Raw genomic sequence first — 21,384 nt, forward strand, 5'->3', positions numbered from 1 at the left:
TATGGCGACCCAGCCGGAGATCGAGTTTCGGGAAGATCCCAGAGCATTCAGAAAACGGATGTTGGGACCAGCGCAGTTTGCACTAGCTGGATCGGTCGCATTCTTCATCTTTCTCATCGTATTCGAAATGAATGGACTGTTTGAGAGCGAAGAAACGTTTCCCATACTCACTATCCTTCTAGCGTTCTATAGCTTTGTATGGATCTGCATTTGGGTCATTAAGAAGTCGGCCACGATACGCGATCTGCCCGCTCTTATATGCCGCGTTGACGCGCAGGGTATGACGATACGCAGCACGGCTTGTGGCTTGTTGGGGATTGATTGGAAAAACGTCCGTTACGTTGATCGTTGGGACGCCCAGACCCGATCCCTCAGGTCTATGCCATATGTCAGTTATCTCTCTCCGGATCACGAAAAAGCGAACGCTCAGATGCCTTTCGAGGCAATGCCCCAGGGTCTATCTGATCGTTTCATTGATACGATGCGCCACTATAGGCCCGATCTGGACGACCCATGGCAGGATCAGGTGAACCGGCGGCAGCTGGATAGTGGCGCGGGATAGGTCACACTTCTCCGGGCATAAGAAAAGGCAGAATAGACAAGCTTCGACAATGATCTGTTAGTCGTCGGTGGCCGCTGGCGAGACTGGCGCAAAGGTAGCTCTGGTCAAGAAAACCCTCGATAAGTTGGGCTTTTTCGAAAGCGGCAACCTGTTCGCGGGTCTGTCGGACTGAGCTTCGCTCAGAGAGTTTCAAAAGACGTGATCAACGTCACAGACGGGATACAGCGCGGTTCCTAAGGTCAACTTAGAATTCGAAAGAATTTTGTTTTGATAAGGGGTTAGAACCATGCGACCGAAATTGCACAACGTATTCATTACATCCTTCGATGTGGGCGGTTCCGCCGAAAGCGAAGAATCATTCATTTTCAAGACAGCCGAGCCCACAGGTGGCGTCGGATCTCGATCCGAGGATGACGACCTGAGGATCGCCACAGGCGCGTCACGGGGCGAAGACTCTGACCGCAAAACAGACTTGCGCGATACCCCGGCAGAGGACCACGGCCTAATGATGTTCGAAAGCGCGGTTCTCGACTTTCAATTAACGGGCGATGACAGCTTTTGAAGACTCTAGCCATCGGGCAAGTGTCTGGTGGCTTTTTATGGCCCAACCTCTGGTTTTTTCGCAAGTGACATGACATATCCCCTTGCACACTGGCAAGGGGGCTCCGATGAGCGACTTCGACTATGATCTGTTTGTCATCGGTGGCGGCTCCGGTGGTGTACGCGCCGCGCGAGTGGCTGCCGGAGAAACCGGTGCCAAGGTCGCCCTGGCCGAAGAAGACCGCTATGGCGGCACCTGCGTAATCCGGGGCTGTGTGCCCAAGAAACTGATGGTTTTTGCCAGTGAATACGCCGACATGGTCGATGATGCGCAGGCCTATGGCTGGGACATTCAGCCCGGGGCCTTCAACTGGCCGACCTTCCGCACCAAGCTTGAGGACGAACTTGACCGGCTGGAAGGGATCTATCGCAACCTGCTGAAAAATTCCGGCGTCGAAAGCTTTGATCAGCGTGCCAGACTGGTCGACCCGCATACCGTGGAACTGGCCGACGGCACTCGCAAAACGGCCAAACATATCCTGATCGCCACTGGCGGACGCCCTGTGAAGCCTGAAATTCCGGGCGCCGAGCTTGGTATCACCTCGAACGACATTTTCCATCTCGATACGCTGCCCGACAGCATCCTGATCGTCGGCGGCGGCTATATTGCCAGCGAATTTGCCGGCATCCTGAACGGGCTGGGCGTTCAGACCACCCAATTCTATCGCGGCGCACAGATCCTGCGTGGCTTTGACGACGAAGCGCGCGGGCTGGTCTGCGAAGAGATGTGCCAGAACGGCGTCGATGTGCATCTGGGCACCAACGTGCTTGAGATGCGCAAAGAGGGCGACAAGATCTGGGTCAAGGCCACCAATGGCGACGAACGCCTGTTTGATCAGGTGATGTTCGCCACCGGACGCGTGCCCAACGCTGACGATATGGGGCTGGAAGCGCTTGAAATCGCACGTGGCCGCAAAGGTGAAATCGTGGTTGACCAATACAGCCAGACCGGCGTGCCATCAGTCTATGCGATTGGCGACGTGACGGATCGGGTCAACCTGACGCCGGTCGCGATCCGAGAAGGCATGGCTTTTGTCGAAACCGTGTTTAAGGGCAACCCGACCGCTCCGGATCACGACTTGATTCCGACAGCGATCTTCACCCAGCCTGAAATGGGCACCGTGGGTCTGTCCGAAGAAGACGCCGCCGAACAAGAGCCGATCGAGGTTTATGCGACATCGTTCAAGCCGATGCAGCAAAGTTTCGCGGGGCGCGCGGCCCGGGTGCTGATGAAGCTTGTGGTCAGCCAGAAAACCCGCAAGGTTCTGGGCTGCCACATCGTTGCACCCGGCGCGGGTGAAATGATCCAATTGGCGGGCATCGCAGTGAAAATGGGCGCGACCAAAGAAGACTTCGACCGGACCGTGGCGGTGCATCCGACCATGTCCGAAGAAATGGTGACAATGAAAGCACCGGTCCGAACGGCTTGATTTGCGCTCACGCGCACACAAGTTATGACTGGTGCCGCTGAAAAGCGGTTAAAAAGGGGAAAAGGACGTATGGCGGGTAACAGCGGCGGTCCCTGGGGGGGCGGAGGCTCTTCTGGTGGCGGAGATAACCGGGGCGAAAACAACGGTGGAGGCGGCGGTGGCCGTCGGCCGGATGACGACGGCCCGCAGATCCCCGAGATCGATGAGCTGGTCAAGAAAGGCCAGGAACAGCTGCGCGTCCTGATGGGCGGTCGTGGCGGCAACGGCGGCGATGGTGGTCGCGGCGGTTCTGGCGGCTCGGGTGGCGGATCGCCGATCTTCACCAAAGGCACCATCGGTCTGGGCGTTGTCGCCGCAGTCGTACTGTGGGGCATGGCCAGCTTTTACACCGTCAAACCCGAAGAACAGTCGGTTGAACTGTTCCTGGGCGAGTTTTCCTCGATCGGCAATCCGGGCCTGAATTTCGCACCCTGGCCGCTGGTCACTGCCGAAGTTATCCCGGTCACGACAGAACAGCGCGAAGACATCGGCACGGGCCGGGGTCAGGACGCGGGTCTGATGCTGACGGGCGACGAAAACATCGTCGACATCGACTTCCAGGTGGTCTGGAACATCTCGAACCCGGCAGATTACCTGTTCAACCTGCGCGATCCGCGCCAGACCATTCAGGCGGTATCTGAATCGGCGATGCGTGAAATCATCGCCCAGTCCGAACTGGCACCGATCCTGAACCGGGACCGGGGCATCATTGCCCAACGGCTCGAAGAACTGATCCAGCTGACGCTCGACAGCTATTCTTCGGGTGTGCAAATCATCCGGGTGAACTTTGACGGTGCCGATCCGCCGGAATCGGTTAAGGACTCGTTCCGCGAGGTGCAGTCCGCCGGTCAGGAACGTGACCGTCTGCAGAAACAGGCCGATGCGTACGCCAACCAGGTTTTGGCCGGCGCCCGTGGTGAGGCCGCCCAGACACTGGAAGAAGCCGAAGGTTATCGTGCCCGTGTCGTCAACGAAGCCGAAGGTGAAGCCAGCCGCTTTAGTGCGGTTCTGGAAGAATACCTGAAGGCACCTGAAGTGACGCGCAAGCGTCTGTACCTGGAAACCATGGAAGAGGTTCTGGGACGGGTCGACAAGATCATCATCGATCCTTCCACGTCAGGTGACGGGCAGGGGATCGTTCCCTACCTGCCGCTCAACGAACTGCGCCGTTCCGGGGGAGATCAGTAAATGCGGAAAACAACTTTCATCCTGCCCTTAGTGGTCGTGGCGGTCGCTGCCGTGCTGTCGTCTGTGTTCATCGTCGATGAACGCGAAAAGGCGCTCGTGCTGCAATTCGGCCGTGTCGTCGACGTCAAAGAAAACCCGGGTCTGGCGGTCAAGATCCCGCTGATCCAGGACGTTGTGTATTATGACGACCGGATTCTCAGCCGCGAGGTTGGCCCGCTGGAAATCACGCCTCTGGATGATCGCCGGCTGGTGGTTGACGCTTTCGCCCGCTATCGCATCGTTGATGTGCGTCAGTTCCGTCAGGCCGTTGGTGCCGGCGGTGTGACCACTGCGGAAGCGCGACTTGATTCCATCCTGCGTGCCCAAACACGTGAAGTGTTGGGCTCGGTCAGTTCCAACGACATCCTCAGCTCTGATCGGGCCGCTCTGATGCTGCGCATCCGCGAGGCTGCGCGCAACGAAGCAAACGCGCTGGGTCTTGAGGTCATTGACGTGCGGCTGATGCGCACCGATCTGCCGCAAGCCAACCTTGAAGCCACATTCGCAAGAATGCGGGCCGAGCGGGAACGGGAAGCTGCTGACGAAATCGCCCGTGGTAAAGAGGCCGCGCAGCGGGTTCGGGCTCAGGCCGAACGGACTGTGGTCGAACTGGTGTCTGAAGCCAAACGCGAGGCCGAAGTGATCCGGGGTGAATCTGACGCCAAACGGAACGGGATCTTCGCCGAAGCCTTTGGAGCTGACCCTGAGTTCTTTGAATTCTATCGCTCGCTGACCGCCTATTCCCGCGCCCTGCAGGAAGGCAATTCGTCCATGGTCATGTCGCCCGACTCCGAATTCTTCAACTATCTGAAATCGGCTGACGGTGTGCCCAACTGATGGCGACCATCTTTCTGGCCCTCGGGCTGGTATTGATTGTGGAGGGGCTGGTCTGGGTGCTGGCCCCTTCTTTACTTGAGCAACTGCTTGAAATGTTGCGGGATTTACCGCACTCCGCCCGCCGTCAAGTGGGCGCACTGGCGGTTGTCACGGGGTTGATCCTGCTTTGGATCGCGCATCAGTTTGGCGCCTGATGCGACCGTCCGGCGAAACCTTGCCAACGCTTCGGGAAACAGTGTTTTGCCTTACGTCAAGACACTTCACACCTCTTTCACATCGCGTTGATTTCATGCAACACTCGTTGCAGGCGCTGCCCCAGCGCTTACATTGAGCGCAGTTTCCCGGACCCCTTCATTCTGTCGGTTGGTCCGATCATTACAGGCTTTGACAAGGAGATCTCCATTGCAGCCACTTGTACGTTTTGCCCCCCCGGAACACGGCATGGCCACACGCGCCCGCATCACCGGGCTGGCCATTCTGGCCACGATCCTGTTGCTGGCTCAGGCCGTCATGGCGCAGGCCCGCCCTGAAAGCCTGGCCCCTCTGGCCGAAAAAATCAGCCCCGCCGTGGTCAACATCACCACATCCACCATCGTCGAAGGCCGCACCGGCCCACAGGGTATCGTCCCCGAAGGATCCCCGTTCGAGGATTTCTTCCGCGATTTCCAGGACCGCAATCAGGACCAGAACCAGAACCGTCCCCGCCGGTCCTCGGCGCTTGGCTCGGGTTTTGTGATTTCTGAAGACGGCTTTGTGGTCACAAACAACCATGTGATCGACGGCGCTGACGAAATCATGATCGAATTCTTCTCGGGCGAAGAGCTGCCCGCGAAGCTGATTGGCACCGACCCCAAGACCGACATTGCCCTGTTGAAGGTCGAAACCGATGAACCGCTGGTTTTCGTGACCTTCGGCGACAGCGACATGTCCCGGGTCGGTGACTGGGTGCTTGCCATGGGTAACCCGCTGGGTCAGGGCTTTTCAGCCTCGGTCGGCATCGTGTCCGCCCGCAACCGCGCCCTGTCAGGCAGCTATGACGATTACATCCAGACCGACGCTGCCATCAACCGTGGCAACTCGGGTGGTCCGCTGTTCAACATGGATGGCGACGTGGTTGGCGTGAACACCGCGATCCTGTCGCCCAATGGCGGGTCGATCGGCATCGGGTTCTCGATGGCATCGAACGTGGTCAGCAAAGTCGTCGACCAGTTGAAGGAATTCGGCGAAACCCGTCGCGGCTGGCTGGGTGTGCGCATTCAGGACGTCACCGATGATGTGGCCGAAGCGATTGGCCTTGAAGACGCAAAAGGCGCACTGATCACTGACGTGCCAGAGGGACCTGCAAAAGAGGCCGGATTACTGGCTGGCGATGTGATCACCAGCTTTGATGGGGTCGAGGTCGAAGACACCCGCGCGCTGGTCCGTCAGGTAGGCAACACCACCGTCGGCAAAGCTGTCCGTGTCGTTGTGTACCGCGAAGGTGGTACGAAGACCCTTCTGGTCACCCTTGGCCGTCGCGAAGATGCCGAGCGTCCGATTCAGACTGCCATGCCGGGCGAAGATACCCCGGATGTCAGCGAGAAAGAGATCCTTGGTCTGACTCTGACCCTGCCCACACCCGAGATGCTGTCTGAACTGGGTTTGGCCGAAGACATGACCGGTCTGGTTGTGGTCAACGTCGACGAAGCCAGCGAAGCCTTTGAAAAGGGCCTGCGCGCCGGTGACTTTATCACCGAAGCGGGTCAGCAAAAGGTAGCATCGCTGTCTGACCTGGATGACCGCATCGAAGAGGCTAAAGAGGCAGGCCGCAAGTCGCTGCTCTTGCTGATCCGTCGTGGCGGTGAACCCCGCTTTGTGGCGCTGAGCCTGGAAGACAAATAAGCCTTCCGACCAAGTAGAATCAGGAAAAGGCCGGGTTTGTCCCGGCCTTTTTCGTTGCCGGGGAAACGGCTGTTTTTGATACCCAGACCTGCGACACGCAAGGCGCCTGTTTTGAACGATGCTGCGAGGTATCTGGATGGCAGTATTTGAAATGGTGGGAGGTGGCTGATTCTCAGCGTTCAAACCGCAAGATTTGGGTCAAAGCTTCGAATACTCATCCATAAGCATCTGCAGTTCTTCGAGAGACTCCGGATGTCGGGCATAACTGTGAACGGCAGGAACACGTGCCCAAGGCATTTTCTCGTCCGTCATCAATTCAATAAACGGTTCAAACGAAGCCGCGTCGCTGAGAAGCGATGTGCGCAGGTTAATCCGGTGATCTGCTCCTGCAACCTGAGAAAAGACGAAGTTCAGGCATGATTTGCAAAAGTAGTGCGTCCGCTCCTCTGACCCGAGACCGCCTTTGATCAGGTCCCCCGTATAGGAAAACCCGTCACTTGCGACCATTGTGGTCAGGGAATAGGCGCTTGCAGTGAACTTCTGACAGTCGCGACAATGGCATGCAAAAGTCAGAAGCGGCGGTGTTGTCACGGTGACCTGCACAGATCCACACAGGCAAGCCCCCGTCAGGGGCGGCTTGGGAAGTACCATTAGGAGTCTGCCTCCTTTTTTGACCTCGCTAAACGATAGCAGATGTTTGAGGCCGAGAGCCATATGGTAAATGATACCCGATAGCTAAAGCGCAACAAGCCATTGGAACCCTGGCATAAATTAAGGGCCATGTGCGGGACAGCACATGGCCCTTAGGGCGGTCGGTCCGGGACGGTTGCGGGATGGGATTGGACCGACCTTGGGGAGACTGGCTTATTTAAAAATGGTCCGCCGTGGCATCGACCCGCTTTTGTGCCTGGCGAAATTGCCGGTCGCTGACAGCGACCCAATGCAGCACAGTTGCGATGATCGAGTTGGTCTTGGGGGTGGGAGCGTAGGTCACGGCGCGGTTATGAATGGATTGAATATAGGTCATGGGAGCTGGTTCCGTTTGCTTTGAGTTTCGATTTCCTTGTCTGCTACTTGTCACTCGTCGTGCATCCAATATGCCCACGACTCGCTTTTCGATCTGTGACCTGCTTCACAGTCGATCAGAATTTTGGAAAAGTTTTTTGAAACGGGGGGCCGCCGGTCAGATCAAAGTCAGATCTCGTCCGGTTCGGCCAAAGCTTCCAGTCCGGAAACATCTATAATTGTCAGACCCTTGCGGGTGGCTTCGATCACTCCGGCCTTTTTCCAGCTGGACAGGGTTTTTGACACGGCTTCGCGCGTTGCGCCCACGTGTTCGGCCAGTTCCGCTTGCGACAGGGACAGCGATTCGGGGTTTTGGCCGCTGGCATTGGCCAGATACAGCAGCTTGCGCGCCAACCGGGTCGGCATCGGCAGGAACACCTGTTCGTTCGTTTGACTGCCCATCCAGCGCATGCGCTTGCCCGCCAGGCGGATCAGGTCATTGGCCATCTCTGGCTGACTCTGAACCCGTTGCAGAACGTCCGAATTGCGCACCCGCAACAGGCGGCTTTCGCGCAGAGCGATCACGGTTGCAGTGCGACAGCCGGGATCAAACAATGCGATCTCACCAAAAACCGCGCCCGGACCCATCATATCCAGCGACAGTTTGCGCCCGCTGACCGACAGGATCGAAAACTCCAGAGATCCCGACAGGATGGCATATAGCGCATCGCCCTCGTCCCCCTGTTCGAACAGAATCTCGCCGGGTTTCAACACGATTTCACTGGCCTGATCGGCCAGCATCTCTTTGAGCTTGTCGGACGCATCCGACAGGAAGCCCTTGTCAGGCAATGGGGTCTTGGCCACTTTTTCTCACTCCCGCAATTGTGCAGATAGTAACAAAAGCAAAGCCTTCCGCATAGCTGCTGTGGCTTAAAGTCCCTATTCGGGGTCGATCAGATATTTCTGCAGGCTCACAACCTGCCACCACAGATACAGGAACAGCACGATGGGAAAGGCAAAGGTTTCGATCTTGACCCAGAGGTCGGTCGACATGGTGCGCCAGACGAATTCATTTGCTATGCCCAGAACTGCAAAACCCAGACACAGGCGGCGGGTCAGGATCATCCAGCCCTCGTCTTCCATCGGCAACATCTCGGCCATGACATAGGCCAGATAAGACCGGCCCTGCAGCAACCCGATGCCAAGGATCGTCGCGAAGGTGCCATAGACCAGCGTCGTTTTCATTTTGAAGAACCGCTCGTCATTGAACCACGCGGTCAGGCCGCCAAAGAAAATCACCATGAATGCGGTGAAGATCTGCATGCGGCTGAGCTTGCCGGTCAGGTGCCACAGGATCGCCATCGCAGCCAGCATGATCGGAACGAACAGAATGGTTGAAACGATAAATCCCGAGTACTCGGTGCCACCCCAGTCGAATGTCTGATCGCGCAGCTTCAGGTACATCACGAAAAACGCGATTGGCGGGCCCAGTTCAAGAACCTGCCGCAGGATCGGGTTGACGGTTTTATGCTCAGCGTTCTGCTCTGTCATGGTGTCTTGTCTTGCCTTCCTGTTCAGCCGCCCAATTCAACTATCACTGCGCCAAGCGCGATCAAGGACATAAGTGCAATTCGGCGCGGTCCAACCGTTTCTTTCAACACCAGCCAGCCAATCAGGGCGGCAAACACCGTTGATGTCTCGCGCAGAACTGCGGCCTCGCCGACCTTGTCCAGCCGGGTTGCCAGCATGATCGCGCCAAAGCTGAGAAAGGCGATGACCCCGCCGATCACGCCGCGCACCATCAGCGGGCCGGGACGGGGACGGTCAATCATGGAGCGCCAGCGCAGATATGCAAAGGGCGGAATCGCCAGGCCGTCGATCAGAAAGAACCACGCCAGAAAGGTGAATGGATCAGCCGTGGCGCGGATCCCGTATGCGTCATAGGTTGTGTACAGCGCAACGAACAAGCCGGTTACCACGGCAAGCCCAAGCGCGACGGCCAGTGTGTCCCGCTCGGTTTCCAGATAGGCCAGGTTATACAGCGCGAGGCCAAATATCCCCGCCAGCAACACCCCGACGCCCACCCACTGCACAAGCGTAAAGGTCTCGTTGAACAGCAGATAGGCGCCAACGACGGCAAACAGCGGCCCGGTGCCGCGCACCACCGGATACACCACGGTATAGGCGCCCTTGGTATACGCCATCGCCTGCAGCACTTTATACGCGACGTGAATGACCCAGGCGCCGGCGAAGATCGGCCACATATGCGGTTCGGGCCAGGGCACGACGAACAGCGCAAAGGGCAGGGCCATGGTGGCATAAGACGCATCAATCGCGCCCCGGGTCAGCCAGGGATCATACCGGCCCTTTTGCAGGGCCCCGAACACCGCATGCAGGAAGGCGGCCATAAGCGCCAGAACCAGTGCCAGCGAATGGCCGTCAGCAGTGCCTTCCAGCGAAACCAGCCAGGCGCTCATCCTGTAATGCACGCGGAGCGGGGGGGCGTCTGCCCCCCACTGCCTGCGGCAGCCCCCCCGAGGGTACTTTTCACAAGAAAGAAGCTGGAAGGGGGCAAGGCGATCAGGCCGCCTCGAGCCCGGTCAGGGCGGCGGCGAATTCCTCGGGGTCAAACGGGGACAAGTCGTCGATCTGTTCGCCAACCCCAATGGCGTGGATCGGCAGGCCGAATTTATCGGCCAGAGCCACCAGCACGCCACCTTTGGCTGTGCCGTCAAGCTTGGTCATGATCAGACCTGAAACGTCGGAGATCTTGCGGAAGGTTTCAACCTGGCTGAGCGCGTTTTGCCCGGTTGTGGCATCAAGCACCAGCAGCGTGTTATGCGGCGCGGTTTCATCCTTTTTGCGGATCACGCGGACGATCTTGGCCAGTTCCTCCATCAGGTCGGCGCGATTTTGCAAACGGCCTGCGGTGTCGATCAGCAGCAGATCTGCGCCGTCTTCCTGGGCACGGGTCATGGCGTCATAGGCAAGGCTGGCCGGGTCCGATCCTTCGGGGGCGGTCAGCACCGGCACGCCGGCGCGGTCACCCCAGACCTGCAGCTGTTCGACAGCGGCGGCGCGGAACGTGTCGCCGGCGGCGATGACCACTTTTTTACCCGCCGCTTTGAACTGGCTGGCCAGCTTGCCGATGGTCGTGGTCTTGCCCGAGCCGTTGACGCCCACGACCAGGACCACTTGCGGGCGTTTGGGATAGATCGGCAGCGGGCGGGCGACAGGGTCCATCACGCGGGCGATTTCCGAGGCAAGTAATTGCTTGATTTCGCCGGTGGACAGTTTCTTGCCAAAGCGGCCCTCGGCCATGTTCGCGGTGACACGCAGCGCGGTGTCAACGCCCATGTCGGCCGAAATCAACAGTTCTTCAAGCTGTTCGAGCATGTCATCGTCCAGAGTGCGGCGCAGGACGGTTTCGCCATTGCCGCGTCGGAACAGGCGTCCGATCAGGCCGGGATTGACGGGCGGCACTTCGCTGGGTGGTGCGGGCTCTTCGGGCGGCGGTGCGACAGGTGTCGGATCAGCCGGGGCCGGGATCGGGGCCGGTTCGGGAATGGGCTGAGGTTCGGGCTCGGGCTGTGGAACGGGTTCGGGATCGGGGGGCGGGGCCGCTGTTACCGCCTCTTCTTCGCCGCCATCCTCGATGATCGCATCCAGCCCCTCTTCGAGTTTCGATGAGGATTTGAACAGCCGGTCTTTGAGTTTTGTGAAAAACGCCATTGAGATCTCCGCCAAAGGGTCCCTTCCACCTAATGTGGATTGGCCCGGGTTGCAAAGGGCGAGGTGGCGCGCATCAGCTGAACGCCATCCAGAACCCTGCCTGTGCAAGCCAGTAGAGCGGCCAGACTGCATAGGGCGTCCAGCGCCGGGCGGGATGATCATCGGCCAGCAGGAACTTTTCCGTGGCCAGAACTGTGTCGGATGCAACGAAGGCCAGCGCCGCAGGCAGCACAAGTGTGCCCAGCGGCAGGGTGAGCGCGACAAACCCCATCGACAGGATGATCGGGATATAGGCCAGCACCGCGCCGCGCAGATCTTTGGCGCGCGGGGCAATTCGGCTTGCCATGATCACGCCCAGCACAACCAGTGCCAGCGCAATCCAAAGCTGCGGGTTTGCGGACAGATGCGATGGATCCATGTCGGGGCGGGTCAGGAACAGGGCGACATAGGCCAGATGACCCGCAGCAAAGGCGCCGATCCCGGCCATGAATGCCCGGTCACCGGGGCGCGACAACAGCCAGTCCCCCAGTGCACACAGGGCCAGAGCAAGGGTCAGGAGGATCGGTGCCTGAGCAAGGCCCGCTGCCAACGCCAGCAGTGCGACAGACGCTGTCTTGATCGCCGAGCGGATCAGGGTTTCCGTGCGCGGCGACAAGGGCAGATAGGCCAGCGCGCAAAGACCTGCGGCAATTGGCAGAACGGTTTGCAACATCAGGGCCCCCTTGATTTGGCGCATAACCGCGCGGAACTGCAGCATTGCGTATTTGACACCGTCGCGCCAGCAGCACAGGGTCCGCTCATCCGCGTGACGTAACGCCAAAGGAGGATTTCGCGCGATGTTCTGGTTTGCAATCGCGACCCTGTCCCCGGCTTTGTTGATCGCGGGGGCGAGCCTTTGGGGCGGTCTGTTGTCCTATGCCGCGCTGGCCATGGTCACGCTGGTTGTTATGGTGCTGGATCGCTGGACCGATGTGGACGTGCCCGAACTGGATGAGGCCCGCGCCGAGGTTTCCGGCACGCGCCTTTCGGTGGCGCTGGGGGGCGCGCATTTCATCATTCTGCCGCTGGGGGTGTGGGCCATTGCAGCCTCACCCCTGTTGACGCTGCCCCAGGCGATTGCCTTGGCCCTGGCGCTGGGGTTGTTCCTGGGCCAGATCTCGCATCCCAATGCGCATGAGCTGATCCACCGCCCCGGGCGGCGGCTGCGGATGTTGGGGCGCGCGATTTATACCTCGATGTTGTTCGGGCATCATGCCTCGGCGCATCTGAGGGTGCATCACGTGCATGTGGCGACACAGCAGGATCCGAACTCTCCCCGGCCGGGCGAAGGGTTCTACCGGTTCTGGCCACGGGCCTGGATCGGGTCGTTTCGGGCCGGGCTGGCGGCTGAAACACGGGTTCGGGCAGGGCGGGCAGGCTGGCAACACCCCTATGTCGGATATTGCTGTGGGGCGGCTGGCGCTTTGGCGATTGCGGCGATGCTGGCGGGGGTGCGCGGGGTCGTGGTTTTTGTGTTGGTGGCAGCCTATGCACAGATGCAACTGCTGCTGGCCGATTATGTGCAGCATTACGGGCTGCGGCGTGCGCGACGTGCAGACGGGCGGGTCGAACCGGTTGGGCCGCAGCATTCGTGGAATGCGCCGCAGTGGTATTCATCCGCGATGTTGCTGAACGCGCCACGCCATTCTGATCACCATCTGCATCCCGGGCGCTGTTTTCCGGCGCTGAAGCTGGACGGCGACACCATGCCGGTTTTGCCGCGTTCGATGCCGGTCATGTGCATGATCGCGCTGATCCCGCCGCTGTGGCGACAGATCATGGATCCGCGTGCAGCCCGATGGCGCCAGCGTGAGTGGCAAGATGCGCCCTGATCTGGCAGACTGATCGTATGATCCGCCGCTTTTTGATTCCCCTGAGCCTTGTTGCCACCTCTGTCATGGCGGATACCCAGATGTCAGCCGAAGCATTTGACGCCTATACCCGGGGCAAGACGCTGTTCTACGGCTTTGACGGCGTTGCCTATGGGGTTGAGCGGTATCTGAAGAACCGGCGGGTGATTTGGTCTTTTCTGGATGGCGACTGCAAATACGGCACCTGGTACGAAGACAGCGGGCTGATCTGTTTCGTCTATGATGACCGGCCAGACCCACAATGCTGGCGATTCAGCGAAGGACCGGGGGGCCTTACAGCTCGGTTCGAGGATGATCCCGAAGCAACTCAACTGTACGAAGCCGAAGATATCGACGAAGAGATGATTTGTTATGGGCCGGACGTTGGCGTGTGATCGGTGATCTTTGCGGTTCGGGCAGGCCGTCGGAATTTGGGTATTTGAAACAAGAAAGAAGCAGGGTCGGGAGCCGTTGCCGGATTGCGATGACCCATGGCCCCGAGGAATGGCCTGTACAAATTCTGATTTGTGAATAGCATGGCGATGTACTCGGGGAGGAGACACCATGCTGAAACAGAGTTTGATGGCCGCCATGCTGGCCACGATGCCACTTTGCGCCGTTGCAGAAGGCGCGATGCACCACGTTGCGATTCATGTGGACGAGAATGATCCCAAGGTCATGAACATGGCGCTGAACAACGCCGCAAATGTTGAGAAATATTATACCTCCCAAGGCGATAGCGTAATGATCGAGCTTGTGGCCTATGGTCCCGGGCTGAACATGTTCATCCCCGGAAAAAGTCCGGTCGAGGATCGGATTTCCACAATGTCGCTGGAAATGGAGAACCTGTCTTTCTCGGCCTGTGGCAACACCCATCGCAAGATGAGCGAAAAGGCCGGGAAAGAAATCACCCTTGTGTCAGAGGCCGACATGGTGCCCTCAGGCGTCGTGCGCCTGATCGAACTGCAAGAGCAGGGGTACGCTTACATCCGGCCCTGAACCCGACTTTGGATCAGAACAGTGACCCCTGATCCGGCGCGTCTTTCGCCGGCGCGGATTTGCGTGCCGGTTTGCCACCCACCGTCAGGCGCCCATCACGGAACTGAATCTCCAGGGCGGTGGCTTTTGACGCCGCAGCCTTGGTGGTAACAACGTCGCCTTCGGCCCGGACCACGGCAAAACCACGCTCCAGCGTCGCTTCGTAGCCAAGCGAGGCAAGCAGCCTGTCTTGTCCGGCAATCTGCGCTTTCAGGCGATCGACCTGAGTTCGGCCAGCGGTTGCAAACCGGTGTGTAAGGCGGTCAAGTTCGGCGCTTTTGCGTTTCAGGTCGGCCTGCAGGCGATCCGGTGACAGGCGGTCGGCCCGGTTTTCAAAGCGTTCGCGCCGGGCAGAGATCAGCCGGGTCAGCGCCGGGGTCAGGCGGCGTGATGTCCGGGCCAGCGCATTGGTTTCACTTGTCAGCCGCCGGGCCAGCGTCGCCGGGCGCAATGGAGCAGAGGTTTCCGACAGGTGCAGGCGACGGGTCTGCACACCGCGGATCAGCGCGTTTGGCAGACGATCCGTGGCCTGATCCAGCCGCTGGCGCGGGCTGTCCAGCAGGCTGTCGGCACGGGGCAGGGCGCGGGCCAGATCGCCAAGGCGCTGGCGGCGCTGGGTGACCGCCTGCGTGGCCGCGCGGCTGAGCCGGGCGCCCATGCTGTCGGCCCAGGCCAAAAGCTCCAGCCGCACGGGCACGGCCAGTTCGGCGGCGGCCGTCGGTGTCGGTGCGCGCATGTCCGAGACGAAATCGATCAGCGTGGTGTCGGTTTCATGACCCACCGCCGAAATCAGCGGGATCTGTGACGCCGCTGTCGCGCGGGCGACGATTTCTTCGTTAAAGCCCCAGAGGTCTTCGACCGATCCGCCGCCGCGCGCCACGATGATCAGGTCGGGCCGGGGCAGGGCGCCGCCTGGTGTCAACTGGTTGAACCCGTCGATGGCGCGCGCCACCTCGGGGGCACAATTGGCCCCCTGCACGGCCACCGGCCAGATCAGAACCTTGCGCGGGAACCGGTCGCGCAACCGGTGAAGGATGTCCTTGATCACAGCGCCCGAGGGCGAGGTCACGACCCCGATGATCTGTGGGAGGAACGGCAGCTTCTGTTTGCGCGACGCATCAAACAGGCCTTCGGCGGCCAGCAGTTTCTTGCGTTTTTCCAGCAACGCCATCAGCGCGCCTTGCCCGGCAACCGCGACCTCATCGACGTTCATGTTGTATTTCGATTGCGCACCAAAGGCGGTCAGCCGCCCGGTCACGACGACTTCCAACCCTTCTTCAGGCACCACCGAAAGCCCCGAAACCTGCCCCTTCCACGTGGTGCAGGCCAACACGTTTCGATCATCCTTGACGTCATAATACAGATGCCCTGAGCGCGCCGTGAACACGCGCCCGACCTCACCCTTGACCCGAATACGCCCGAACTGGCTTTCGAGCGTTTTCTTCACCTCGCCCGAGATTTCAGAGACGGTATATTCGGGCATATTTTGCCCCGGAATGGGATCATCGATCAGGTCGGACATTGGGTGGCCTTGTTCTGCTGCGCTTGCCAGCTTAGAACGCCGCAACCTCAAGGCCAAGCAGATCGGAGCGGACCTTATGAACATTCTCATCCTCGGCAGCGGTGGACGCGAACACAGTCTGGCCTGGGCCGTGCTGCAGAACCCGAAATGTGACAAGCTGATCGTGGCGCCGGGCAATGCCGGGATCGCCCAGATTGCCGAATGCGCAGCGCTTGATATCGAAAACGGCGGCGCGGTGGTCAGTTTCGCCCATGACAACTCGATCGATTTTATCATCGTGGGCCCCGAAGCACCTTTGGCCGCCGGTGTCGCAGACCGCTTGCGCGAAGCAGGGATGCTGGTCTTTGGCCCCTCTGCGGCGGCGGCAAAACTGGAAGCGTCCAAAAGCTTCACCAAGGAAATCTGTGATGCGGCCAACGCCCCGACAGCCGCCTATGGCCATTTCACCGATGCCGATTCCGCTAAAGCTTATGTTCGCGAACAGGGCGCGCCGATCGTGGTCAAGGCCGACGGACTGGCGGCAGGCAAGGGCGTGATCGTGGCGATGGACGAGCAGACCGCGCTGGACGCCATCGACGACATGTTTGGCGGCGCGTTTGGCGGGGCCGGGGCCGAGGTGGTTATCGAAGAATTCATGGAGGGCGAAGAGGCGTCGTTCTTCGTGCTGTGTGATGGGGAAACCGTGCTGCCTATCGGCACCGCACAAGACCACAAGCGCGTCGGCGAAGGCGATACCGGCCCCAACACGGGCGGCATGGGCGCGTATTCTCCCGCGCCGGTTCTGACCGACGAGATCGCGCAGATCGCGCTGGACCAGATCGTGCAGCCCACGGTCGACGAAATGGCCCGCCGGGGGACACCCTATCAGGGCGTGCTCTATGTCGGTCTGATGATCAAGGACGGTCAGCCCCGGCTGGTCGAATACAACGTTCGCTTTGGCGACCCTGAATGTCAGGTGCTGATGATGCGGCTGGGCGCGCAGGCAATGGATCTGATGCACGCCGCCGCCGAAGGGCGTTTGGCAGACGCACAGGTGAATTGGGCCGATGATCACGCAGTTACTGTTGTCATGGCGGCCAAAGGATATCCGGGATCATACGAAAAAGGCAGCGTGATCAACGGGCTGGAGGCGCTTCCTGAGACAAGTTTCGAGATGTGCTTTCACGCCGGAACCTCGGAAAGCACCGGTCAGGTTATCGCTACCGGCGGCAGGGTTCTGAACGCCACCGCACGCGGGGCCACCTTGCAAGAGGCCCGTGACCGCGCCTATGCCATGATCGACACCATCGACTGGCCCGACGGGTTCTGCCGTCGCGACATCGGCTGGCGCGCGCTCGGCGGATGATAGTCAGATGACCACCTTCCGGTTCCGCCCCGCGCCGGTCCGCCCTGAACAGAGGTATACTCTGCAGGACGGGCACCTGTCGGGGCCGGACTGGGATCTGACGCTGGACGATCTGACCGATCTGGGGTTCACCAGCTATCGGGCCCATGGCCGAATGATCTGGCGGCTGGACCTCACGCAGGGCAAAACCCGGCATCGCATCAACGCCAACCTGCCCGTAACCGGCGCAGCGACGACGGATGATTTCGCAGCCTTTCATAGTCTCGCCTCGGCCCTTGTCGATGATCTGTCCCGCCGCAATCCAGACCTGCAAATCGGTTTCGGCGAACGCGGCACCGCGCGCCACGCGATTTTCGCCATGGGCGTCGTCTCGGCGCTGGGCGGCCTTGGCATCGGTCTGGGCGCATCCGCCAATGGCCGCCTTGTCGAAGCTGCGATACCCGCACTCCTCCTGATCCTCTTCGGTGCCGGACTGATCCTTTCAAACGCGCCCTGGGCCAAACCGCCCCGCATCGACCCCGCCAGCCTGCCCGCGATATTGACCCGTCTGGCCGGGGGTTAAGACCGCACCCAAAGCAATTGCCTCTTTCCGGCGGGCTTTCTATGGTGCGCGTCAACGACGCAGCAACGGATCCACCGCTCCATGGCCTTGTCCATTGACGACTGTTTCGAAACCCGCACCCTGTCCGAGCTGGCCTTTACCTTCGCGCCTGTCGGGCTGGTGGTGACGGAAAGCCGCGTGATTCGCGATTGCAACCCGACCTTTGCCCAGATGTTCGGCTATACCCGCGAAGAATTGCAGGACGCGACCTTTGCGATTCTCTATCCCAGCCAGGAAGAATACGTGAATATCCGCAACCGGGGCGTCAACACCCTGCGCGACAGCGGACAGTACTGGGATGAACGGGTGATGATGCGCTCGAACGGCGATCTGTTCTGGTGCCGGGTGCGCGGCCACACCTTCACGCCCGATGACCCGCTGCGTCGCGCCGTTTGGAGCTTTGCCGACCTTGCCGACACGCGCCCCTATCAGGCCATGACGCGGCGGGAACGCGAAGTGTTCTCACTGCTGGGCGAAGGCAAAACCAGCAAGGAAATCGCCCGGATCCTGCAGCTCAGCTATCGCACGGTCGAAGTCCACCGCGCCCGGCTGCTGAAGAAGTTCGGCGTCAGCAACACGGCCGGCCTGTTCCAATCCATCGGCGACATCGGCGGCGATCACGTGGTCAGCAACAGTTAAAGGAGTTTCCATGACCCTACCGGACAGACTCCCAGCCCTGTTCAAGCCCCTGTTTGATCAGGATTATCTAACTGACCCCTATGCCGTCTACGACACGCTGCGCACCGCAACACCCGTCGTCTGGAACGAACCGCTCAACGCGTGGATCGTCACCCGGGCCGATGATGTGCGCCATGTCTTTCAAACGCCCACGGTGTTTTCCTCCAATCGTGTCCCGCTTGGCCGGGCGCGGTTTCCGCAGCCAGAATTGACACCGCTTTTCGACATGGTCGAACTTTTGATGCTGCAGCGCGACGACCCTCAGCACACGCGTCTGCGCCGTCTGGTGGCCAAGGCCTTCGGCAAAACCGCCATCGCCAGCTATTCCGGCATGATCTGTGATCGCATCGATGCTTTGACCGCCTCGGCGCGGGACAGCGGTGACATCGAATTTCTCCACGATTTTGCCGTACCGCTTCCTGTCCTCGTGATCTCCGAAATCGTCGGCATCCCGGCCAAAGATCGCGAACAGGTCAAGGCATGGTGCGATGCGTTCTCTTTCGTGGCCCTGAACTTCTACGCCAGGATCACCGATGAACAGCTGACCAACGGGCTCACGGCAATCACCACCTTCCGGGCCTATCTTGCTGACCTCGTCGAAGACCGCCGGCACAGCCCGCGCGACGACCTGCTATCGGCACTGGTGGCTGCAGAAGAAGACGGCGACCGGCTCAGCTTTGATGAACTCCTCGCCAATACCATCCTGCTGTTGAACGCCGGGAACGAAACCACGACCGTGTTGCTGACCCATCTGGCCTATCAACTGGCCACGTCACCCGATGTGCAAACCCGGCTGCGGGCTGACCCGACCCTGATCGCTGAGGCCGTCGAAGAAAGCCTGCGCCACCGCCCGCCTGTGCAGTTCCTTGGACGGATCGCGACCCAGACCACAGATCTGGCCGGGCAGACAATCGCAAAAGGGGATTTGGTACTGATCTTCCTCGGCGCTGCGGGGCGCGATCCTGATCTGTTCACCGACCCGAATGCATTCTCGATCGACCGGGGCAAAATCCACCACCTGTCCTTCGGCAGCGGCCCGCATGTCTGTGCCGGCTTGCAACTGGCACGGCTTGAGGCAGTGGAAACCGTCACACGACTGTTGCAGACGTTCAGCGATATCCGGTTGGCGAACACCGATCTCGGCATCGGCCCCAACCTGAACCTGCGCAACTTTGCCCGGCTACCGCTGACCCTGACGCCGAAATAAAGCCTCTACCGGCAGGCCACCGCATCCGCGAGGCTTTGACGCCCCCGGAACGGGCCAATATCGCGGGTCACGATCTGTCCCGCCGAAAGGGTCGACACCATGATCCGCTGCCACTGCGCATCTGCCGTCACGATTTCAGGCCCATCGCCGCAATCGCGAATCCCGCCCGAGATGAAATCCTGTCCGATCCGATGATTGGTCAGCCCCGCCTTGTCGGCCACCGGCGTCAGTTCACCATCGCGATACCGCCAGATCCGCAAGGTCTTGGCCAGATGCGGACGGTCGATATAGGCCAGCTCGACATATCCGTCGCCATCCAGATCCGCCGCGCCCAAAGGCGCAAGCCAGCGGTTCGACTGCCCGATATGCGGCGTCTCGGCGATCTTTCCGGATGCATTGTAAAGCGCAAGCGCGGCCCCTCGGGCCATATCGGTCTCAACCACCATGACCGCATCCGGGTGGCCGTCCAGTGTCAGATCGATCAGACGAGGCTCAAGATCTTCAAAGACATGATCTGTGGGGAGCGGGATTTCCGTGGTCCACCGTTTTCCACCCGACTCTTGTGAACCGATGATCAACCGGCCCCATTCGATCTCATCGCCCAAAACACCATGGGCATAGCGATCCGTCGGATCGTCAAAACGCGCGTTTTTGATCTGACCCGTTTGTGCTGCGCTGACGACGCCACAGGCACCGGCCAGCCACAGACCAAACGCCAGCCCGGCGCCGCGGGCGAACCCGGCGGACAAGCGCAACGGGCGGCGCGGTGCCGCCGACGCCATCAAATCTGTTTTTCGGGCAGTTGCACAACCAGACCGTTCAGATCGTCAGTCACCTTGATCTGGCAGGTCAGGCGCGACCGGTCGGGGTCGGGCTCATAGGCAAAGTCCAGCATGTCTTCTTCCATGTCTTCCTTACCCGGGATCTTGTCGACCCAGGCAGGGTCCACATAGACATGGCAGGTCGAACAGGCACAGGCGCCGCCGCAATCGGCTTCGATGCCCGGAATGTTGTTGTCACGCGCGCCTTCCATGACGGTCAGCCCATTGGCGACCTCCACGACATGTTCGGTGCCGTTGTGCTCGATATAGGTGATCTTTGCCATCGCGCAGGTTCCTCTGAAAACGTCCCGGGATTCCCTAGACGAGGGGGGCGGGGGATTCCAGCCCATTTCGGCAGGGATGGACTTCTATCGCATATGTTCTATCTTTGTTCTTATGCATGATGCTCCTGCCCGCACCCCAATCCGCACGCCCACCCGTTCGGGCCCCGACTGGCCGCGCCCGCCGTCCTGCCTGCCGGCCGCCTGTCTGGGCGATCCGCCTGAGGGCGCATTGATCACGGTGGCGGGGCTGGTGATCCTGCGCCAGCGCCCCGGCACCGCCAAGGGCGTGATCTTTGTCACGCTTGAGGACGAGACCGGCGTGGTCAATGTGATTGTCTGGCGCAAGATGTATGAACGCTTCCGCCGCGCGGTGATCTCGGGCCGGTTGTTGCGGGTCACCGGGCGGCTGCAGCGCGCCCATTCCGTCACCCATGTGATCGCAGAACAGATCGAAGATATCTCGCCGATGCTTGACCTGCTGCTGGCCGGGGACACGCCACCAGACCGGCCCGGACCGGCAGAGATCCGCAACTGACTGACTCGCCAGCGCAACAGGGGGCCAAACGGCTGCGGCTTCCCCCTAGGCGGGTACTCTGATCTCGGCTATCAACGCGCGACCCGCACCTGAAAAGGCCCAGTCCGCCCCGATGTCAGTTTTTCGCACCGTTTTGTGCATGTTGGCCGTT

25 protein-coding genes are annotated in these 21,384 nt (G+C 60.2%); 15 read left to right on the forward strand and 10 right to left on the reverse strand.

Annotation, left to right across the window (positions count from 1 at the left end):
* The first annotated feature begins 1 nt into the window (after position 1).
* The 7 genes from FOY56_RS04420 to FOY56_RS04450 all read left to right on the forward strand — a co-directional run bounded on the left by FOY56_RS04420 (position 2) and on the right by FOY56_RS04450 (position 6,576).
* Complete coding sequence (locus FOY56_RS04420; RefSeq protein ID WP_146344621.1) at positions 2-562, forward strand: hypothetical protein; 561 nt, start codon at positions 2-4, stop codon at positions 560-562.
* 286 nt (positions 563-848) lie between these two features.
* Positions 849-1,124 carry a hypothetical protein gene (locus FOY56_RS04425; RefSeq protein ID WP_146344622.1) on the forward strand — a complete coding sequence of 92 codons (276 nt, stop codon included), beginning with the start codon at positions 849-851 and terminating at the stop codon, positions 1,122-1,124.
* A gap of 106 nt (positions 1,125-1,230) precedes the next feature.
* Entirely contained in the window at positions 1,231-2,592 is a 1,362-nt protein-coding gene (gene gor / locus FOY56_RS04430; RefSeq protein ID WP_146344623.1) for a glutathione-disulfide reductase, read from the forward strand.
* Positions 2,593-2,661: 69 nt separating this feature from the next.
* The gene (hflK, locus tag FOY56_RS04435) at positions 2,662-3,819 is read left to right on the forward strand and encodes an FtsH protease activity modulator HflK (protein ID WP_146344624.1); all 1,158 of its coding nucleotides are present in this window, start codon (positions 2,662-2,664) and stop codon (positions 3,817-3,819) included.
* The gene (gene hflC / locus FOY56_RS04440) at positions 3,820-4,695 is read left to right on the forward strand and encodes a protease modulator HflC (RefSeq protein ID WP_146344625.1); all 876 of its coding nucleotides are present in this window, start codon (positions 3,820-3,822) and stop codon (positions 4,693-4,695) included. It begins immediately after the preceding gene.
* Entirely contained in the window at positions 4,695-4,889 is a 195-nt protein-coding gene (locus FOY56_RS04445) for a DUF2065 domain-containing protein (RefSeq protein ID WP_146344626.1), read from the forward strand. The genes hflC and FOY56_RS04445 overlap by 1 nt, the downstream gene beginning before the upstream one ends.
* Before the next feature lie 247 nt (positions 4,890-5,136).
* Positions 5,137-6,576: a Do family serine endopeptidase gene (locus tag FOY56_RS04450; protein WP_146345130.1), complete on the forward strand. Its 1,440-nt coding sequence runs from the start codon at positions 5,137-5,139 to the stop codon at positions 6,574-6,576.
* A 198-nt stretch (positions 6,577-6,774) separates the two neighbouring features.
* Here the strand turns inward: FOY56_RS04450 and FOY56_RS04455 are convergent, their stop codons facing one another.
* From FOY56_RS04455 to FOY56_RS04480, 7 genes are all read right to left on the reverse strand, one after another.
* Positions 6,775-7,227 carry a GFA family protein gene (locus tag FOY56_RS04455; RefSeq protein ID WP_146344627.1) on the reverse strand — a complete coding sequence of 151 codons (453 nt, stop codon included), beginning with the start codon at positions 7,225-7,227 and terminating at the stop codon, positions 6,775-6,777.
* 217 nt (positions 7,228-7,444) lie between these two features.
* Positions 7,445-7,603: a hypothetical protein gene (locus FOY56_RS23465; protein ID WP_186766235.1), complete on the reverse strand. Its 159-nt coding sequence runs from the start codon at positions 7,601-7,603 to the stop codon at positions 7,445-7,447.
* Between the two features lie 167 nt (positions 7,604-7,770).
* A complete protein-coding gene (locus FOY56_RS04460; RefSeq protein ID WP_146344628.1) occupies positions 7,771-8,445 on the reverse strand; it encodes a Crp/Fnr family transcriptional regulator in 675 nt (224 codons plus the stop codon).
* Positions 8,446-8,520: 75 nt separating this feature from the next.
* Entirely contained in the window at positions 8,521-9,132 is a 612-nt protein-coding gene (locus FOY56_RS04465) for an inner membrane-spanning protein YciB (RefSeq protein ID WP_146344629.1), read from the reverse strand.
* A gap of 23 nt (positions 9,133-9,155) precedes the next feature.
* A complete protein-coding gene (locus FOY56_RS04470) occupies positions 9,156-10,058 on the reverse strand; it encodes an EamA family transporter (RefSeq protein WP_146344630.1) in 903 nt (300 codons plus the stop codon).
* Between the two features lie 103 nt (positions 10,059-10,161).
* Positions 10,162-11,313, reverse strand: coding sequence for a signal recognition particle-docking protein FtsY (gene ftsY / locus FOY56_RS04475; RefSeq protein ID WP_146344631.1), 1,152 nt, complete (start codon positions 11,311-11,313; stop codon positions 10,162-10,164).
* Positions 11,314-11,386: 73 nt separating this feature from the next.
* On the reverse strand, positions 11,387-12,025 hold the full coding sequence (locus tag FOY56_RS04480) for a lysoplasmalogenase (RefSeq protein ID WP_246139412.1): 639 nt from the start codon (positions 12,023-12,025) through the stop codon (positions 11,387-11,389).
* Between the two features lie 124 nt (positions 12,026-12,149).
* Here FOY56_RS04480 and FOY56_RS04485 point away from each other — a divergent pair, with 124 nt between their 5' ends.
* The 3 genes from FOY56_RS04485 (at position 12,150) to FOY56_RS04495 (ending at position 14,201) form a co-directional block, all read left to right on the forward strand.
* Positions 12,150-13,184 carry an alkane 1-monooxygenase gene (locus FOY56_RS04485; protein WP_146344632.1) on the forward strand — a complete coding sequence of 345 codons (1,035 nt, stop codon included), beginning with the start codon at positions 12,150-12,152 and terminating at the stop codon, positions 13,182-13,184.
* A 65-nt stretch (positions 13,185-13,249) separates the two neighbouring features.
* Positions 13,250-13,597 (forward strand): hypothetical protein, encoded by a 348-nt coding sequence (locus tag FOY56_RS04490; RefSeq protein WP_425468358.1) that lies wholly within the window; start codon positions 13,250-13,252, stop codon positions 13,595-13,597.
* Positions 13,598-13,766: 169 nt separating this feature from the next.
* Positions 13,767-14,201 (forward strand): DsrE family protein, encoded by a 435-nt coding sequence (locus FOY56_RS04495; RefSeq protein WP_146344634.1) that lies wholly within the window; start codon positions 13,767-13,769, stop codon positions 14,199-14,201.
* A 13-nt stretch (positions 14,202-14,214) separates the two neighbouring features.
* Here FOY56_RS04495 and xseA read toward each other — a convergent pair whose 3' ends face one another.
* Positions 14,215-15,762 carry an exodeoxyribonuclease VII large subunit gene (gene xseA, locus FOY56_RS04500; protein WP_146344635.1) on the reverse strand — a complete coding sequence of 516 codons (1,548 nt, stop codon included), beginning with the start codon at positions 15,760-15,762 and terminating at the stop codon, positions 14,215-14,217.
* A 76-nt stretch (positions 15,763-15,838) separates the two neighbouring features.
* On the opposite strand from xseA, the gene purD reads away from it, so the two are divergent.
* The 4 genes from purD (at position 15,839) to FOY56_RS04520 (ending at position 19,593) form a co-directional block, all read left to right on the forward strand.
* On the forward strand, positions 15,839-17,107 hold the full coding sequence (gene purD / locus FOY56_RS04505; RefSeq protein ID WP_146344636.1) for a phosphoribosylamine--glycine ligase: 1,269 nt from the start codon (positions 15,839-15,841) through the stop codon (positions 17,105-17,107).
* 7 nt (positions 17,108-17,114) lie between these two features.
* The gene (locus tag FOY56_RS04510; protein ID WP_146344637.1) at positions 17,115-17,669 is read left to right on the forward strand and encodes a hypothetical protein; all 555 of its coding nucleotides are present in this window, start codon (positions 17,115-17,117) and stop codon (positions 17,667-17,669) included.
* 81 nt (positions 17,670-17,750) lie between these two features.
* Positions 17,751-18,347, forward strand: a complete 597-nt coding sequence (locus FOY56_RS04515; RefSeq protein ID WP_146344638.1) for a LuxR family transcriptional regulator — start codon at positions 17,751-17,753, stop codon at positions 18,345-18,347.
* A gap of 10 nt (positions 18,348-18,357) precedes the next feature.
* On the forward strand, positions 18,358-19,593 hold the full coding sequence (locus FOY56_RS04520; protein ID WP_146344639.1) for a cytochrome P450: 1,236 nt from the start codon (positions 18,358-18,360) through the stop codon (positions 19,591-19,593).
* 5 nt (positions 19,594-19,598) lie between these two features.
* On the opposite strand, the gene FOY56_RS04525 is transcribed toward FOY56_RS04520, so the two are convergent.
* On the reverse strand, positions 19,599-20,375 hold the full coding sequence (locus tag FOY56_RS04525; RefSeq protein WP_246139413.1) for an FG-GAP repeat domain-containing protein: 777 nt from the start codon (positions 20,373-20,375) through the stop codon (positions 19,599-19,601).
* Positions 20,375-20,698 (reverse strand): 2Fe-2S iron-sulfur cluster-binding protein, encoded by a 324-nt coding sequence (locus FOY56_RS04530; protein WP_146344640.1) that lies wholly within the window; start codon positions 20,696-20,698, stop codon positions 20,375-20,377. Before FOY56_RS04530 ends, FOY56_RS04525 begins: the two co-directional genes overlap by 1 nt.
* A 112-nt stretch (positions 20,699-20,810) precedes the next feature.
* Here FOY56_RS04530 and FOY56_RS04535 point away from each other — a divergent pair, with 112 nt between their 5' ends.
* Positions 20,811-21,233 carry an OB-fold nucleic acid binding domain-containing protein gene (locus tag FOY56_RS04535; protein ID WP_146344641.1) on the forward strand — a complete coding sequence of 141 codons (423 nt, stop codon included), beginning with the start codon at positions 20,811-20,813 and terminating at the stop codon, positions 21,231-21,233.
* Positions 21,234-21,384 lie beyond the last annotated feature (151 nt).

The sequence above is a fragment of the Falsiphaeobacter marinintestinus genome, from assembly GCF_007923355.1.
GTDB lineage: Bacteria > Pseudomonadota > Alphaproteobacteria > Rhodobacterales > Rhodobacteraceae > Phaeobacter_A > Phaeobacter_A marinintestinus.